This window comes from Nitrospira sp., from assembly GCA_024998565.1.
Lineage (GTDB): Bacteria > Nitrospirota > Nitrospiria > Nitrospirales > Nitrospiraceae > Nitrospira_A.
Window position 1 is genome coordinate 83,496 of the sequence record JACOEM010000010.1, and the last position, 17,227, is coordinate 100,722.

The 17,227-nt window shown below is 55.3% G+C and carries 13 protein-coding genes and 1 tRNA gene; 2 read left to right on the forward strand and 12 right to left on the reverse strand.

Translation table 11 applies throughout. The features are described from left to right. Positions 1–111 precede the first annotated feature (111 nt). From H8K11_15775 to glgB, 6 genes are all read right to left on the reverse strand, one after another. Positions 112–537 carry a hypothetical protein gene (locus H8K11_15775; GenBank protein MCS6265212.1) on the reverse strand — a complete coding sequence of 142 codons (426 nt, stop codon included), beginning with the start codon at positions 535–537 and terminating at the stop codon, positions 112–114. Between the two features lie 1,070 nt (positions 538–1,607). After that, positions 1,608–1,970, reverse strand: a complete 363-nt coding sequence (locus H8K11_15780; protein MCS6265213.1) for a hypothetical protein — start codon at positions 1,968–1,970, stop codon at positions 1,608–1,610. A gap of 337 nt (positions 1,971–2,307) precedes the next feature. After that, positions 2,308–3,504 carry a DUF2235 domain-containing protein gene (locus H8K11_15785; protein ID MCS6265214.1) on the reverse strand — a complete coding sequence of 399 codons (1,197 nt, stop codon included), beginning with the start codon at positions 3,502–3,504 and terminating at the stop codon, positions 2,308–2,310. A gap of 392 nt (positions 3,505–3,896) precedes the next feature. Then, positions 3,897–4,418: a hypothetical protein gene (locus H8K11_15790; protein ID MCS6265215.1), complete on the reverse strand. Its 522-nt coding sequence runs from the start codon at positions 4,416–4,418 to the stop codon at positions 3,897–3,899. Between the two features lie 56 nt (positions 4,419–4,474). Next, complete coding sequence (locus H8K11_15795) at positions 4,475–4,960, reverse strand: hypothetical protein (protein ID MCS6265216.1); 486 nt, start codon at positions 4,958–4,960, stop codon at positions 4,475–4,477. A 102-nt stretch (positions 4,961–5,062) separates the two neighbouring features. Further along, on the reverse strand, positions 5,063–6,976 hold the full coding sequence (glgB, locus tag H8K11_15800; protein MCS6265217.1) for a 1,4-alpha-glucan branching protein GlgB: 1,914 nt from the start codon (positions 6,974–6,976) through the stop codon (positions 5,063–5,065). Positions 6,977–7,195: 219 nt separating this feature from the next. Here glgB and H8K11_15805 point away from each other — a divergent pair. After that, positions 7,196–7,273: transfer RNA gene (locus tag H8K11_15805), tRNA-Glu, on the forward strand. Here H8K11_15805 and H8K11_15810 read toward each other — a convergent pair. The 4 genes from H8K11_15810 to H8K11_15825 form a co-directional block, all read right to left on the reverse strand. Further along, positions 7,252–8,916 (reverse strand): recombinase family protein, encoded by a 1,665-nt coding sequence (locus H8K11_15810; protein MCS6265218.1) that lies wholly within the window; start codon positions 8,914–8,916, stop codon positions 7,252–7,254. The genes H8K11_15805 and H8K11_15810 overlap by 22 nt on opposite strands. 198 nt (positions 8,917–9,114) lie before the next feature. After that, positions 9,115–9,912, reverse strand: a complete 798-nt coding sequence (locus H8K11_15815) for an ATP-binding protein (GenBank protein MCS6265219.1) — start codon at positions 9,910–9,912, stop codon at positions 9,115–9,117. After that, positions 9,848–10,486, reverse strand: coding sequence for a hypothetical protein (locus tag H8K11_15820; protein MCS6265220.1), 639 nt, complete (start codon positions 10,484–10,486; stop codon positions 9,848–9,850). Before H8K11_15820 ends, H8K11_15815 begins: the two co-directional genes overlap by 65 nt. 415 nt (positions 10,487–10,901) lie before the next feature. After that, positions 10,902–11,516: a hypothetical protein gene (locus H8K11_15825; GenBank protein ID MCS6265221.1), complete on the reverse strand. Its 615-nt coding sequence runs from the start codon at positions 11,514–11,516 to the stop codon at positions 10,902–10,904. Positions 11,517–12,297: 781 nt separating this feature from the next. Here H8K11_15825 and H8K11_15830 point away from each other — a divergent pair. Then, positions 12,298–12,633: a hypothetical protein gene (locus H8K11_15830; protein ID MCS6265222.1), complete on the forward strand. Its 336-nt coding sequence runs from the start codon at positions 12,298–12,300 to the stop codon at positions 12,631–12,633. On the opposite strand, the gene H8K11_15835 is transcribed toward H8K11_15830, so the two are convergent. Continuing rightward, a complete protein-coding gene (locus H8K11_15835; GenBank protein ID MCS6265223.1) occupies positions 12,619–15,318 on the reverse strand; it encodes a conjugative relaxase in 2,700 nt (899 codons plus the stop codon). The genes H8K11_15830 and H8K11_15835 overlap by 15 nt on opposite strands. 65 nt (positions 15,319–15,383) lie before the next feature. Continuing rightward, on the reverse strand, positions 15,384–17,225 hold the full coding sequence (locus tag H8K11_15840; protein MCS6265224.1) for a type IV secretion system DNA-binding domain-containing protein: 1,842 nt from the start codon (positions 17,223–17,225) through the stop codon (positions 15,384–15,386). Positions 17,226–17,227: the final 2 nt, after the last annotated feature.

A 17,227-nucleotide genomic window follows, 5' to 3' on the forward strand; every position in this document is an offset into this window, starting at 1 on the left:
CGTTGCCTCTTGAGGCGTAGGTCCAGTCTGTGGCTATGCACTGATACTTGTTCGCTCGCCTGCTTTCTCGTCGATCTCCCATAAGCTAAGCCGCAGCCCCTTCACTTCGATTCATTCTGAACGGTCCCGAAGTTTCCGGGTCGTGCTTTCGTTGTCTGAAAGACCTTCACGTTCGATGATTGGCTGCGATGTCAGGGTAAGGATCATGGCGAGACTTCCGCCTAAGGAGGCCATGAGCAGGATGGTCAGGCCGCTGTGAATCCATGCTGAGCTGGTTTGGAGTCCCAGTACGATGTTCGTAAGGTTGAAGGTCCAGAGGGTTGCCGCCACCCATGCCAAGTGTTCCGCTCGGTTGTCCGAGAGGCGAATGCCCGCCAAGGTGAAGCCGAGCACTCCTGACAGCAAATTCCAGAGATAAGCGGTAGAAGAATTATTCTCAAGGGTTATCCCGGCCGCAGCCATGCATAGCCCCGCGGCAAATGTCAGTCCGTAGACGATCGCGGCATCGCGCACCACAGTTTTGGCGGTGGAAGTCACTGCAACCTCCCCTGTTGATGATCCTCCCCTGGCCGGCTGCCTTCCAACTGCTTCGTGATCAAAAAAGAAGGGTTTGAGAGATGCCGGTTGAACGAGTGCTCGGTACTAAGGCACATTTGATGGTCTCGGCCGGACGACGTTTCACTTGTGCCTCCTTTTGAATCTCAGCGGAGCGTGCGATTGGAAAGGAACGCAAGGGAGAAAAGGACCGACAGTAGCCGGTCTCCTGTCCTCCGTGGACATGTGGGCGAATGACAAGGCGCTCCGACTGGTTGTCACAGCCGTTTCTTCTGAGTCGAACTGAGAGGCGGGGGGGTAGGAAGTGATTTTCGGTTACGCAGCCAACGGCTCAAACGCCGAGACATCGCATACACCAGGTTATCAATTGCGAGTACGATCGCGCCGATTAGGAACAGCCCCAAAATGAGAGCGAGCTCTACATCAATGGACATAGTTTATCCCACCGGTCTAGGTATGTGTGAGTTGTGAAGGGGAGCGCTCGTGATCCGCATACATTCCCTGCAAGACAGTTGTGACCAGGATGCCTCCGGACGGGATTTCCCTGGCATCCTGGTCGTTGCATTGGGGCTAAGCAGCCAGGTCTGCTCTGCCTTCTGATTCAAAGTGGACATGCTTATCGTGTGGAGTCGTGACGGCGAGTGGGGATGGGTGCAGTGCGGCGCCTTGAGTCAGTCGGTTGTGCTCCAATACCTTCTCGGCCACATTTCCGCAGTTCATGCATCGATTGGCTTGAAGCCACATGGGGCCCGATGAGTCCTCCATATCCAACAGGAAATCTTCGACCATGCATCCGTTACAGCGAGAACACGTCATAGTGGCTTCCTCCATTGTTCAGTGCCTATGTGTAAGCGTAGAACCGGAAGAGCTTCTCCGACAGACCTGAATGAAGTACCTCCTTGGTGGGACCCCGGGATTGGATGTTGTTGACTGGTGGCGATATATAGATGGGTGCCTCGAATCTTCGCTTGCCGGGAAGCACGGAGATCCCAGTCATTCGCCCCCATAGTCACCTTTCTAGAGAGACCTATTCCTGCGGCCTGTAGGTGTGGCTATTCCGCTGCTGTAATGGTGAGTTCTTGATGTGAGTCTTGAAACTCCAGCTCTAGGGGGAGGTGTTCTTCGAGGAAGCCGTTCAATCGAGCCCGTTCATCGGCATCCATCATGAGGAGTTCCACTCCGAATCGGTTTCCTTGTGCCCAGGTGACTTTCGCCAAACCTACCGAGACCGGTCGGTGATCCTCAGGAACCTGCAGTTTGAGGGCTAGGTAGTCCCCGTCGATGAGGCTGTGCGAGGTTAGGTGCGGCGTACCGACGAGACCGGAATCGATGATGCGCCCTTTTTCTGCGCAGCCCATGGCCGCAGCAGAAAGGATGCAGTGAACGACGAATCTTCGATGCGATGAACCTGTCATGCGAACCTCCCGTGTATGGCGCACGAGTGCGACGAAACTCCGGTGATGAACCTATCTCGGCTATAACGGATCAGATAGTCAGCAAAGAGGTTACTTCTAACGAGGGGCCCGTCAGAGGCCGGGGAGCCTTAAGGCACTTCGGGGAACGTTCTAGGGTTGAGCAAAATAGGGCGTTGAAGGATGCGAATCAACGGGCAGCAGGTGTGTCTGTGGAGATGAGCGTCGACGTACTTGATGGGGATTGTTCTTCACTCAGGTAACGGTCTAAGGCTGTGCCGTCCTGTTTTCAAGGTATCGTGTTTCGGGAGGTTAGTAGCGTTGTTGAATACAACAGGGGTCATTCAAAATGTAAGACACTTTTTAGTCCTTCGTTTTTCGGTCGATAATGGGGCGTGTGGATGAGGCGTGTATGGACGGAGCTGTCCAGCACTTCGGTATTCGTTCCTGTCTGCATGACTGGTCGATAGAATCGTGAATGAAACCACTTCCGGATCTTCCCAAAACACTCGCTAAACGAATCGTGAATCGGACTTAGTGCATTTGGCTTCAAGGGAACCGAACGGGTTTCGATCGCCAACCCCTTTTCCATAGAGTGCCGCTGCAGCCAGGCCAAGGCGACGTCTGCCAACTCCCGTTCCGGGTAGGTCCCGCCGAGGTCACCATGCGCCCCTGCGAACCAGCGTTGCTCAATAGTCTGTCCAGGACAGGCCGGCGAGGTCCACAGAGTCGCGTTGTGATCTGCGCGGTGTTCGTCGATCGCGAGTGCATGGTAGGCCTGTCTTACGATCGAACTCAGTTCGGTATCGTGAAAATTATACCGGTGGTCGTTGAGCCACTTAAGTGCGTTGGTCGGGATTCCAAGTGGGCCGACGGTTTCCCACAACCCGAGCAAGGTGATCGGGACTTCCAGTGAGCCTCTCCATCTCGCGGAGGTAGGTATTCCCGCAAGGATATCGCCGTGTCCCTTACGATAGAGGCGATAGGCATCGTCGAGGGCCTGATTGGAGGGATCCAGAATCATCGCGTGCAGGCATTGTCGAAGCCCAGTGGCTGTTGTAGCCGAAGGTGACGGATGGGAGGCGGCCTCACGCACGCGCTTGACGAGATCGGTATGTAGCAGTGAGGCGGGAATGAGGCCGGAACTGGTAAGCAGGCCGACGAGAGATCGAGCGGTATACGCACCTCGACTGAAGCCATAGATGAACAGCTCATCTCCGGGTTCGTAGGTGGCTGCGAGGTACGCGTACGCGTGGAGGATGGTCTGATCTATTCCATACCCAAATGAGCCGGACCGGAACCGATAAAACCAGGGGGTGTCGGCACCGGAGTCATACCATTTCTGTTGGGCACGTCCGTCCTGTGTCCACGGGAGGATTGAATGGTAGAGCCGCAGTACATTCGTGGCGGGCGATGAATGACTGTGGGAGTGATGTGTGGCTTGTGTGTCGGGAATAGCCGATGAGGGCAACTGCTTGCCAGGGTCTGGAGGTAAGTCCCACATGCCATCGAAGCACAGAATCAAACGTTTGGACACGCGGCTTCGTTCTCCTTGGCGCACGAGGAACGGTTGGAGCTGTTCGTAGGACCCGCTTGCCTCGATAGGAAGAGTCGCAGGCCCAACCGGCGCCGTAGCCTCATTGCTCGCCCCTGGGAGAGCAAACTTAATGCCATTATTGTTTGGCGTCAGGGTGAGTTGGAATTATGCCGGTGCCTGTGATCACTAGCCCTGTGAACCACTCAATCACTGCCTTTTCAGACTGAATCATGAGGAAAGAGAGGACATAAAGGTTTCTCTCATAATAGGCCTGTATCGAATGGGATACGGATTCGTATCCGAAAGCATACGTGCAGATGCGCCATGTGGGCGTAGGGCGCGAGTCGAGGTGGCGTTGAGGCTATGGCTCGAAGCAGGTCTGGTAGGAGCGTTTACCGGTGATGAGACGTGATGACAAACTCACGATCTTGTTCAATCTGAGTGGCTAATTGGTGCAGGGCTTGAGCGGTGGCCTCGGCGATCGGTTCTTGATCCGATGCGGTAATCCATCTCACCGAGGAGCCAAGGGCTTCACCTTCGGCCGCGTATGTCTTGAGGGGGGCTTGTCCTGAAAAGGCAAGGTCGGATTCCAAATGGACCCGGTAGAGGTAGCGGTCAGGCGCGCGAAGCATGAGCCAGGCTTTCACAACCAGGCGCATGTCACCGGCTTCTGTTCCGATAGACGTGAAGGTCTGGCGCTGAGTGAAATACTCGACAATTGTTTGTTGTAAGTCTTTCGACGGCCATTCGAGGAGGGGAATGCCTGGCATGTGATCCGCTCCTTCTATGGCGAGGAACGGTACCTCAAGCTGGACAGTCGCGGGGATCGAGGCTGCAGCCCGGTCGCTCGACGGTGGCGTGACGTGAATATGATGTACACACCCGGCTGCGACCAAATAGGTGCCAAGCAACATGATTGTGAGTCGGTACTTGAGATTCCGCATAGGTCGACGCATCCCGAACTCCATCGTTAACGGGAGGAAGGGGGAGGGTTGAGAATGTCTAAGTCACGAATGGCTCGGGCCGCCTGCTCCCGATAGGTCCGCTCTGTCTCGCCGGTGTAGGTATCAATGACACGCTGGTAGGTTGCCCGGGATTGCGCATACTGTTTCTTGATCGAAAGATATTGTCCCAAAGCCAGCCAGTTTTGGGCGGCCGTTTCGTTGGCGGTGCGGAGGTCGGTCCATTCACGATCGATCTGGTTGGTTCCCGGTCGATTGACGCGTCGAGAGATGATATCGCCTAACTGGGATGAAAGGTGTTCGATCGCTTCATTCTCCCTGACCGCCGCCGCGACGCGATCATGTGTCAAGTGATCGTAGAACGCCTCGACATGATCCTTGACGGTGTCGGCCCGTTTCTCGTGGATGTCGTGGGAGCAGTGCGCGAGGGTGAGGCAGGCCGTCAGCAATACCAGGCCGTGCCACATCGAAGTTGCGCGTGTGCGAATTGCCATCGTCGCCTCCTCTCTCATCCGAATCGTTGTGTGCCGATGGTGGGTGTCCGGTATCGCGATCCTACCGTAGCTGGGCGTGGAAAGGCGAGCCTCGGGACGGCGCTAGGAGGGGGCTTTGAAGAACAGCACAGAGAGCGGGGGCAGCGTCATGGCCAACGAGTGGGTTCGATCGAGTGCCGGAATGGGTTCAGCCGAGAGGCCGCCGAGATTTCCAAGGCCGGTGCCGCCATACATGGATGCGTCGCTGTTCAACAGTTCTTTCCAATAGCCGCCTTGTGGGACCCCGACGCGATATTGCAGTCGTGGAACCGGCGTAAAATTACAGACGACGGCGATGTGTTGCTGTGGCGTCCGTCCGTGCCGCAAAAGACTGATGACCCCGGCATCCACGTCCTGGCAGTCGATCCACTCGAACCCTCGCGGGTCGAAATCGAATTCATGCAGCGCCGGCTCTGTCCGGTAGAGATGATTCAGGTCGGCGACCCACCGTTGCAGCCCTTGATGGGGCTGGTACTGCAGTAGGTTCCAATCGATGCTGTCGTCGTGGGCCCATTCGCGCCACTGGCCGATTTCACCACCCATGAAAATCAGCTTCTTGGCGGCTTGCGCATACATGTAACCGAACAGGGCCCGCAGGTTGGCGAATTTTTGCCAATCGTCGCCGGGCATTTTGCCCAGGAGCGAGCCCTTCCCGTGCACGACTTCGTCGTGCGACAGCGGAAGTAAAAAGTTCTCCTGGAACGCGTACAGCATGCGGAAAGTGAGGTTCCGGTGGTGATGTTTCCGGTACACGGGGTCCAGCGCCATGTACTCCAGCGTGTCATGCATCCACCCCATGTCCCATTTCATGCCGAAGCCCAAACCTCCTGCATACGTCGGGCGTGACACGGACGGCCAGGAGGTGGATTCTTCTGCAAAGGTCTGCACGTCCGGATGGCGTCGATAGATTTCTTCGTTGAGTTGCCGTAAGAAGGTGATGGCCTCCAGGTTTTCCCGGCCGCCATGCCGGTTGGGAATCCACTCGCCTTCTTTTCGGGAATAATCCAGATACAGCATCGACGCGACGGCATCCACTCGCAGCCCGTCGGCATGGTATTGCTCCAGCCAGAAGAGGGCGCTGCTGATCAGAAAGCTGCGGACTTCGTTACGACTGTAGTTGAACACCGCCGTCCCCCAATCGGGATGGAGGCCCTGGCGGGGGTCCGCATGTTCGAAGAGGTGGCTGCCGTCGAATCGACTGAGCCCGTGTTCATCGGTCGGAAAATGGGACGGCACCCAATCCAGAATGACTCCGATATCGTGCTGGTGGAGCTGGTCGATGAGGTACATGAGGTCCTGCGGCGTCCCATAGTTGCCGGAGGGAGCAAAGTACCCGGTCGTTTGATAGCCCCAAGAGCCAAAGAAGGGATGGTCCATCAGGGGCAGAAACTCCACATGAGTGAAGCCCAATCGCTGCACGTACTCGATCAGTTTCGGGGCAGCTTCGCGATAGCTGAGGGAGCGGTTGCCTTCGCCGGGAACCCGCATCCATGAGCCGAGATGGACTTCGTAGATGCTGATCGGGGCATCCAGCGCATTGTGCCGCGCACGAGTGTGCATCCAGCTGCCGTCCCGCCAGGTGTAATCGAGATTCCAGACCACGGATGCGGATTTCGGCGGAATTTCGTTCAGTCGTGCGAACGGGTCTGTTTTAATGAGTACCGCACCATGGTGCCGCGAGCGGATGTGAAATTTGTACAGTGCGCCGACTCCCACGCCGGGGACGAACCCTTCCCAGATGCCAGAAAATTGACAGGGGTGGAGTGGGTGGCGAGCGGGGTCCCAATGGTTGAACGTCCCGAAAACTGAGACCTGCTCAGCTTCCGGTGCCCACACGGCAAAGTACGTGCCCTCGACACCTTGCATGGTCGCGGGATGCGCGCCGAGTTTATCGTACAGGTGGAAATGAGAACCTTCGTTAAAGAGGTACAGGTCGTCCGCCGTGAGCAGACTATGGTTTTCGCCCGTACGGGTCATCCCTTGCGAGATGGAATCGAGCTGTTCGCCGGGGCGATGATTGACGAGTGGATCCACACGTGCAGAGTACTGTGGTTGAGGGCAGATCGTCAATCGGCCGGCGGTTCGGTCGGCCGGCAATATTTTCGATTGCGAGACTCTTCGGGATCTTGCTCCAGACTAGTGACACCTCTCGATCAAGTATGGTATGAATCTACCCGCTCGTACGGAATTCTCTTCGTCCCCATCGTCTAGCCTGGCCTAGGACATTGCCCTTTCAAGGCAGTAACACGGGTTCAAATCCCGTTGGGGACACCACCGACAACGGAGCAGCCTTCTTGAGCAGAATTCAGGGGGGCGAGCGTTTCAGGTAGGAGCGGCAGGTAGCTGCCGGTTCCGGTCACACGATACTCCTTCCGATCCTCCTCACGAATTGCCTCACAGCGCAACGGATGTTCCATCAGGGTTCGGAGTAATCGCCGGGCTGTGGAGATATGGCGGTCCAGGAGGCCTCTGAGGTCCGAGAATCGCGCTTTCAGCTCCCGCTTGAGCCGAGCCTCATCGAGGGAGGCAATCTGGTCAGCAGCGGTCAATTGCTCAAGTTCTCGAACCAGGCTTTTCTTCCGTGTCTCTTCTGCCCTCAGCTTGGCAAGGAGAGGGTCCATTGGTTGCCCCTTGGCAATGGCGTCAACGAGATTCCCCTCGTAGGCTTCGATCAGGGACAGCTCCCGCTGGATGTCCGTCTGCCGATCGAGCTTCTTTTCTTCTCCAGCCCTATGCCGTGCCAGGGCCTTCTCGACGGCGACTTTGATCATCTCCTCAGCGACGGCTTCATGCAGTGACTTGAGGACGATCTGATCGAGGTATTCCTGTTCGACCAGGAGGGAGTTCTTACAGATCGAGGAACCCCTGGTTTTGTAATACGAGCAGCCGTAGAAGCGCCCCTTCCGGCGGTGATAGTCTTGGCCCACAATGGTCATAGGGCCGCCACAATGCGCACACCGGGCCATGCCGGTCAGGAGATACTTGGAGTCCTGGTCTCTGAACGCCGAACGGCCTTTCCCCTTCGATTTAGCTAGGCGGGCTTGGACCGACTCCCATATGTCCGGCTCAATGATTCGGAGGTCCGGGGCTTCGACCCTAACCCAGTCTTTCTCCTCGCGTTGCCGTCTCCGTTTGGTGCCGCCTCGGATGACCTTTTCCAGTTGGCCGTAGACAATCTGACCCTGATAGAGCTCCCGGTGAAGAATCTCACGAACGGCGGAGGGAGCCCACCCTCGGGGACTTTGCCGAGGGGCGGGGATGTGCTCCTCGTTGAGGCGCTTGGCGATGCGGGTAATGCCCAGGCCACCGGCATACATGTCGAAGATCTGCCGGAGAATGGCCGCTTCGGTCTGATTGACGATCCGCAGCACATGAAGCCGATGTCCCTCAGCGGAGAGGACTTCCCGATTGTCGTAGCCGTAGGTCTTGCCGCCCGTCACATGGCCAGCCTTGGCCTTGCGAAGCATGGCGTCGGCGGTGCGCTGCTTGGCTCGCTCCCGCTCCATCTCAGAGGCAAAGTTGGCGAGGGAGAGCATCACCTTATCCATGGCATTGTCGAGCGTCCGCTCGCGATCTTCGAGGTAGAAGAACACCCGGACTCCGGCATCCATAATCTGCTTGAGCGCGTAGGATGTTTCGATCGATTCACGACCGAGCCGGGATTCCTCGCTCATGATGAGGACCTGAAATAGCGGCCGAGGCTTGAGCGCATTCATGAGACGGATGAAGCCAGGACGCTTCACAAACTCAGCCCCGCTGATGCCGTCGTCGACGAAGATCAGTTCTTCGGGAACGGTCCAGCCTTTCTTCAGGGCATAGGCTTTCGCGTGCTCGATCTGGCGGGCGACGGATTTCTCTTCGTCACTCACCCCGGTCTGTTCGGTTGATTTACGGGCGTAGATGGCGGCAGCGATCATTCTTCACCTAGGTATGCCGTGGCAGCAGTATTATCTGCTCTCAATAAAGTGTCAATGGGTCGAAATGTGCCAAGTTTTGGGAACTGTTTTAGGTCCTCTAGGACCAGATCGGCGAGAATGTCCGTAACGCAGTCGAATACCTCAGGTGGGCATTTGATGCTGTCTGTACGAGCATTCCGACGTATCATGCTAACGTTCTCAGAGTGGTACGCGGATTCCTCGCTGGGAAGGCCAAGTGAACGCCAATGCATGGCCGCCGTCACGGAAACGGTCCATAACTCGTTCCCCAACTACTTCAACGCATTCCGTAATTGTGAGATTTGCTATCAGAACAGTCGGATGAAGTGCGTTGTAGCGACTATTAACGATTTCTGTGAGGATCGTTTTTTCGGTCGGACTGCCAAACTGCACTCCGATTTCATCGACGACTAGTAAGGGTAGGGCGCTCAAGCGTTGATATACGAGCGATTCAGATTCAATAGCATCGGGGTTCCAAGTGGCCTTAACTCGACGCAGAAGATTCATCACTGTGTAGAAATGGGCAGATCTGGCACCGTGTTGATTGAGCCAGTAATTGACCAGCGAGGCTCCGAGCAGCGTTTTGGCTGTTCCAATGCCTCCGAGGAAGAGCAGCCCAGGACTCGATCGCCATTCGCCGTCAATGAAGCTCCGAAGCTGCTTCGCGACTTGTTTTTGAGCTGGTGTTTCTTCCTGAAAATCATCCAAGGAAGCGTGCAGGTATCGCTCCGGTACTCCAGCCTGTCGTCTCAACCGTACCCGCGTGCTGAAGTCTTTGAGATTGTTATCAGGGGGTTGCCCCGTGCTGTGTGCTTCAAGACAAGCCGGACATTGACCCTTCACAGAGATGGTTTTCCCAGCGATAGTGATGGCTTCCATCGCTACATCTAAACCATGCAGTTCACAATGCTGACTAGAAGCTGCCGGCTGCATAGTCTTTGTCAGCAAAACCGGAACGACGCTGCCAACTTTTTCCATTGGGCTTCTCCTTCGGCTTGTACTGATGAGCGACCGGCGCAACCGAATCATTGTTCGGTTCCGGCTCCCGCTCAGGCTCCTTTTCCTGGATCTCGCATAGTTTCGGCTTAGCATCTGGGGTGGCATCTTTGAAGGCATCCCAGATGCCATCGCCCATGGCATCTCTGAAGTTCTTCGACCGCGATTGGAGGTAGTGTCGACACCGCTGGATTAAGTGTCGTTTCTGCTGGCACTCAGGGAGCAGGTCTAGCGCTACGACCCAAGCCTTGATGACTGAGTTCGGGCCTTCCGGTTCGTTGTAGCGGAGAAAGTTTGGGATGCCGATCCAAGAGGCAGTGTCGCAAGCCTCCACGATTCCCAGATCCATACATTCTTTTGCCGCGGCGGTGAATCGCTTTGCTCCCCATCCCAATTCAGCCGCGAGTCCGGGAAGGGTCCCGCGCATTGCACCCAAACTGGTCATGTGGGGATGAGTCAGGAAAAAAAGAAATGCGAGTTTGCCGTCGTCGGATAATGCTCGAAACTTTTCGTCGTTCCAGATTCGGGGGTCAATTTTCCTATATCGTGCTGCCACTTAGATCCTCACCTATTAAGGTCGCGTTGCTGCGCAGGCGACTTCCGCTTCTTCACGTGATCGTCTCGCCTCCTTATCCAGGTCGCAACAAAGCAAAAAGCCAGAACAGTCATGACAGAGAGTCCGCTTGCTCTCTGCGACATGACCGTCCTGGCTTCACTTACTGTGCCCCTGGCTTACTTTGTAGCCGATTTGGCTACTTCGCTAACTCAGGTCGATCTGTTTTCTAGACTAATGTAACGCCGCCTCTTGGCGTAACCTTAATGATGTATTCCTTTCCGGTGGCTCTTGCATTATTGACGGGAATCACTCGAATGACTCTTGGTACGGCAAAGTCAATTTCAATCCGTTGAACGTCACAACTAATTCGGACGGTCTTAACGTTCGATGCCGGCTGGTCCATGATCTTTCTCCTTTAGTTCTGGCCTATTTGTTTTCGTGAAGGACGGGGCGTAGTTGCCTTTTCGATGTCATGGTCCGCTTTGACATCTTTTGAGCCTTTCTTCGCCCGGTACTCACGCTTCATTTGGCGATTCCTGCAACGTGCAGAGCACCAACGCTGTTCGCGTTGGCGAGGTTCAAAGAGCTGTCGGCATGCGGAGCAAAATAGCGGGCGAATATATGGCAACCCAGAACGCACTTTCGAGATCCTTGCAATAACTTGCTTGTAGGCATCAGTTAAAGGTTCATGCGGGTTGTTCTTCATGCAATTAATTAGGAAGGATGACAGCGGGAGTGAGATGTCCGATTGTGGAAGTAGCTCCTCGTGCTCTAAGTCGCGACCTATCCAGATTCGCGCCTTCGCCCAGTCTTTGTCGGTCAGAGTGTCGTCAAGCCACTTGTTGACGAACTCCTTATATGACTCCCAGTGATTGTCTAGTGCGTCCATCATCTTTGGGAGAATTTTGCGAATCGCGTTGGCTGATCGAGTCAGGCGTCCAGCGTGTTCATAGGCAATCATGTAAAGCTCGTCATTATTTTTTGCATTGTAGAGGCGGAGCCACCACTCATCATTCCGCGTCTCGGTCATTTTCACACCTCCTTGGTCATGTCGGACTCGGCGCTCTCAGCAGTGTCGAAAGCATATGTATCAGACTGTCTGCAATGCTGTCAATATAATAGTGTGGACAGTCTACAATGATATATGGTAGTAGATGTTGACGGTGGAGGTTCCGGGAAGATTCGGTTCGGCATCAAGCTGCGATGGGGCGCAGTTCTGCTGACTTTTCTGGAAGGGCATACATGGTGAGTGATTGCGCAAGTGAGGCTGCGAAGGTCTGGCTTGAAATCGAATCAACAGTGAAGCGCTTGTCCCGTACGTGGCTGGAGAAGGCTGGCTATTACACGAATGCGGATGAGTGCAGTGATGTGATCGGGGAAGTCCGAGTTAGGTTCCTCGCTTCGTTCAAACCTGATAAATCGCGCAATCTTCCATCAACGCTAGCCTACGCGCGCAGGTGCTGCCTGTCCGCAGCTCGAAGACTGTCCCCCCAAAACGACTTGGCTACGTATGCCGTGCGTGGATTCACTGAGATGTCGAATGTTGCTTGTGAAATAGGGAAAGACGAGGGATGCGCCAACGCGCCAGCCTTAGCAGATCTTTCACCAAAGTTAAGCAAGCGAATCAGTTGGTTTGCCGCACATCCAGCGCAAGTGTCTCCGCAGGTGAGGTTAAAACTCCGCCTGGAAATCAGTGCACATATTCGAACTGTAAGAGGACAAGCCACCCACAGTAGGGATACCAATATCTATGAAAAGCATTGTGCAGAGAGAGGCGAGTAGAAGTAATTTTATCAAACAGGAGGAGCAAAATGGATATCGTAAAGTGGTTTAAGTGCTATCTCGTCCGCCGGGAATTGGGGCATACGATGCATGAGGTTAGATCTGCGCGGAAACGAGTAGGAAAAATGGCGAAAAAGGTGGAGCAACTTATGATTAAGTATGGGACAACGCCTGAGGACGTGAAGTTTGCAGGCCTTCTTTTTGACAATTGCAACCGCTTGGCTGAAGTTGTTTACACACTAAAGCCGTATTCGCCACCACCAAATCTCATGGAGCTAATTGATGACATAAAGGAAATGTCGCAGCTTGAGCGGGTCCTCATGGCCAGACAGGTAATCCAGTCAGAAGATCTAGCGGCTAAATGAAATAACTGAGGGGGCGTGATCCTTGGCGAGGCCAGGATGACGCCCGGAATTATCACGCTGTACGTCAGCATGACGTTCTGCGTCACCCGTTCGCTCTACAGCCTGCAGCGCTGACTTTTTCTCATGGGAAATCTGAACCAGTTCTCTTAGCGATTCCTTGTCATCGGTCACAATTCTCACATCTGCCCGCGCCCGCGAGATGCCAACATACCAAGTCTGTTCGCCTGAGATTGACTTCTCTCGTGCGGAGTCGATATGCACAATGACTGATTGAGTAGTCTTACCCTGTGATGCCCACGTGGTGGATGCGTAGGCGTAGTCCCAATGCTGCTCTGTTCGATCATTCAAATTCAGTGTCTGGGGCTCCCCATGCTGTGTTTCTATGATAGCCTTCAAACCCTTCTGGTCCACAGAAATAACGCGCGCCGATTCTCCATTTCGTCTATCAGCGTCTGAGTTGTTTCTTGTCCATCTGATCGTATCTCCTGCCTGTAGACCCCTTGATTCTTCCCTGTAGACCTCTATGCCTTTCGTTCTTGGCGTCCATGATTCTCGTTCACCAGTTGCACGTTCCAAGACCAATACGGTCTTGGTCTCATCCATGCCGATCACTCGCGAGTAGGTTCCCATGCTGCGCACAACATCTCCTACGTCATATGAACCTACTTCACGCTTTTGCGCAGCTGTTAGATCTTTCGCCGTGAGAGTGATTGCCCTCAATTCTGGTCCCATTATTGACCTGTCATGTTTCAGTCCATCTCGAATCAACATATTTAGGTCCGACCGATCCGTACGGGTTCCGGTAATCACTAGCGTGTTCTCTCGTGCGGTAAGGGGCTGATTCAGGAACTCTTGTGCAACGTGTTGTAGGCGTTCGGGACGATCGCTAATCTCGGTAATGTGCCCTGAGCCGTCGAGTCGACGAACAGCCGCGTCAACTTTTCCTTGAGCAGTTTCCTCCACGGCTTGTTTGAGGGTCGGATCTTTCTGCCTCAAGTTCTGACCCATCGTCACAGAGGAAATCCCTTGATCAAGGAAAAGCCCAAAGCCGTTTCCGGCCTCGATGCTGCCGAGCTGCTGGCGATCGCCAAGAAACACTGCACGGTTGTCCTGTGCCTCTATTCGGCTAACCAATTCGTGCATTTGTCTCGCGCTTAGCATGCTGCTTTCATCGATGACGTATAACGTCTTGCTGTCCTGTTCATGGCGTGAATTGCTTGAGAGAAAGCCTGCGACTGTTTCACTGGGGATTTGTGCCTCGTGCTCTAACACCCGTGAGGCGGCTGAGGTTGGGGTTAACCCCCGAACCTCGTAGCCCTGCGATTCTGCGATGATTCGGACCTCTCCGATCATTGTAGTTTTTCCGGTGCCAGCTTTTCCTTCCACTGCAATGAAACGATCTTGTGTCGAAAGAATCAAACCCGCTGCGGCCTCTTGTCCCGCTGTGAGTGAACGGGTGAAGGCAGGAGCAGATACTTCCTGTCGAGCCAGAATCGGCTCGATCTGCGTTTTCCCCTGTTGCATGATTGCGACAGCTTCGCGCTCAAGGCGTAGGGCCGTTGGGGTCGTGTAATGATCTCGTCCCAGCTCATCCGGTAACCGGATCAACTCGCCGGCATTTGCCTGTCTGGCGATCTCATGGCTCACGGAATCATAAGTCACATCACCCATGCCGTGTGCGAGCGAGTGCCTCAATAGATCCTGATGACCGAACACCGACTGTCGCTCGCTCACATGCTCGACTGCCCACTGAACTGCTTCCTGCGCTGCTGTGGCTTGGGTATGCCTGTCTCGGTAAAGGATTTCTTGCCGTGCCTGCTGGGTGACCTGTGCCAAGTCCAGTCCCACTCCCTGCGCGCGCGCCTCCCATTCCTTGTGCAATTCATTTCGGTCTACAGGTTGTTTTGCTTCCCGTGTTTCAAGCGCGACGCGTTCGGCCGTTCTGGGATCGTCTTTTCCGCGAGCGGCAAGTGCTTCTTGAATATCCTGTCGTCTCTGAGAAAAGTGTTCAATCTGCTCAGTGGAGAACCCTTTGAGTTCCCATCTCCCATCGGCATGGGTTCGTTCAATCTCGTAGCCGAGGCGGTGGACTTGGTCTGCTAGTTCTGCTCGGTAAATCGCCCCTGCCGTCATTTTCAGGACAAAGAACTCCTGGTTGTCCAACGCGCGCCATTCCCCATCGTCTCGTTGTGTCGCGTTGACGACAACAGCATGGGTGTGAAGTTGTGGATCTTGCGCACGGCTGGTCTCATGTTGAAATTGTGCGACCACCAGATTCCCGGTCCGCTCAATGGTCGTCACCCCATCTTGCGTGATACGTGCTTGACTCGCTTCGTTCTCAACATAGTCCATGGCCTTGCCGACGGCCTTGTCATGTGCCGCCAGAAGGCGTTCGTCATTCCCGACCAGTGCCGCAAGTGAGACCGTTTTCGGGGCACTGTAGGTGAGGTCGATTCCGCCTCGTCTGGTCCCATCACTACGCGATTGGATCTCATTCCCGTCAGGGAGATGACCCTCGAGGAGTTCACGAAACGTCTCTGCCTCAACCTCGCGGCCTTCGAGTCCCAGGGCTTCCGACCCGCGCCCTGTCCAGACTCCAAGCACTTGGCCATCTCCGTAGTAGAACTCGTCCTTTTGATAGTAGTTTGTTGCCTGAGCGGCCTTCACGTTGCTGATACTCAGCATGTCCTATGGTCCTTTCTCCTGAGCAATCCGTCTCAGTTCGAGTGAGAGAATGGCTCGGGCGACACTCAGCGGCCTAATACGAGAGGGCGCTCTCGCGGAGCATTGGCGGTTGGTGGTGGGGCTGGCGTCTGTGGTGTTGACGTGATCCCAGGGCCCAACAGAAGATCCTCACGCATCTGATAGATCGCTTCCCCTGGACCGTTTCCCTGGCCACGATAGTTGGGAAGTTCGACACGGGCGACCGGGTGTCCGGTCATGGACAGGAACGCTTCATATGGAGGCAACGAAGCCAATTCCGAGGCAAGGACGAGGGACTCCGTGGTATCCCGACGTTGCACGCCGATGGAATCCCGCTCGGCGCTGACACTCAGCGTGTGAGCCTCATGGGCTTGCTCGATCTGTTGTTGCCCCAACATCTGTTCGAAATATTTTGCCGTCTCGACGGCTGAGGTGCGGTAGAGGAGCTTCGTCATACAATTGTTGATAATTGTATCGCGCTCGTCTTTTGAGTAGGCATTCAATCCTCCGAGGTCCTGGACGGAGAGCCAGGCGGAGGCCCCTTTGCTCCGCCCGCGTTGCAGGATGTTCAACAACGAACTCAACTTATTCAGAGCAGAGAGCTCGTCCAGAATCAGGTAGAGACGCCGATCCTCACTGTCTGGCAGCTCCAGAAGGTGCATGCAAGCCAGATCAATGGCGAGGGTCAAGATTGGAGCAAGCAGCTTACTGGTACTGGGCGGGTTTACAATCCAGACCCACTGCGTGGATTGCTCATCTCTGATCCAGGAACGAAACGAGAAGTCGCCATCCTGCATGAAGCTGAAGGCCATCGCGTAGCGATGGAGGTTGGCCAACACTCCGGCGGCTTGCGGGGCGGCTGCTGAAGTGATGTGGTTGGCCACCTGCGCACCCCAGGGAGCAAGCCGAAGGAGCTCTGCGAGCCCATCGGCGTCGAGTTTGAGCGCCTCGGCGAGATCCTGGTTCCGCCGCATTCCCTTCGATGCCAGACTTACCAGCAAGGTGAAGAAGATCTGCCGTGCCGCATCGGACCAGAATTTGTCCGAGCTACTATCCTCCTCGACGACCACAGAGTGGGCGGCTGCAAAGGCCTGGGGAATCGATTCAAGCTCTGAAGAAAGAGTCCAACCGCCTGACGCGGCAAGGAAGGGGGAGAGGATGATGTCCCCTGGCCTCCAGAACTCACGGCAGAGGTCGAGCTTCGTATCATGCACCAGTGCTCGCTTTCTCAAGCCGCGAATGGTCCCGAGGACCGATCGCAGGAACGTTGTCTTTCCTGAGCCTGTGCCGCCGGCGGTGAGCACGTGCTCTGTCTCCCGTCGCTTTGGCAGATACACAGCTCCAATAGCGATATCACCCTTCTGTTCTCGTCTCGTTCTCTTCGCGAGCGCTCTAGCGGTGGTTCGAAACTGGCCTCGGATATGGCGGGATTCGGACATCTTTCGGTCCCGGTAGCGATACCACATCAACATCACAACGAAGCAGACGGGATAGGTCCACAAGGCATCAGCGAGGAGCGGGCTCACATGGCTCCATTCCCAAGCGATAACCGTCCCAAGATAGTCACGAGCGTGTGCGGCGTGGTGGACACGTGCTCTATCGTCACCCGGCAGCGTCATCTTCACCGTGGCGTCTTTCGCGGGGAGTCCTGCCACAGCCCAGGCGAAGAACCATTGCGCTGCATGGCGTGGTTCCGGGACTGCCACGTCATCGAGCTCGACTTGGAACCACACGAAGGGGAGATAGACCAGGGTGGTGATGAGGATGAACGACATCACCACCATCCGGGCGTTCATGCGCCAGGATGAGGCGAGGGAGTCATAGCCTCGTGCGGCGTCACCCTGATGCGACCGGTACCGAATGTAGGAATCTTGGCGGGTTAATGGCATTG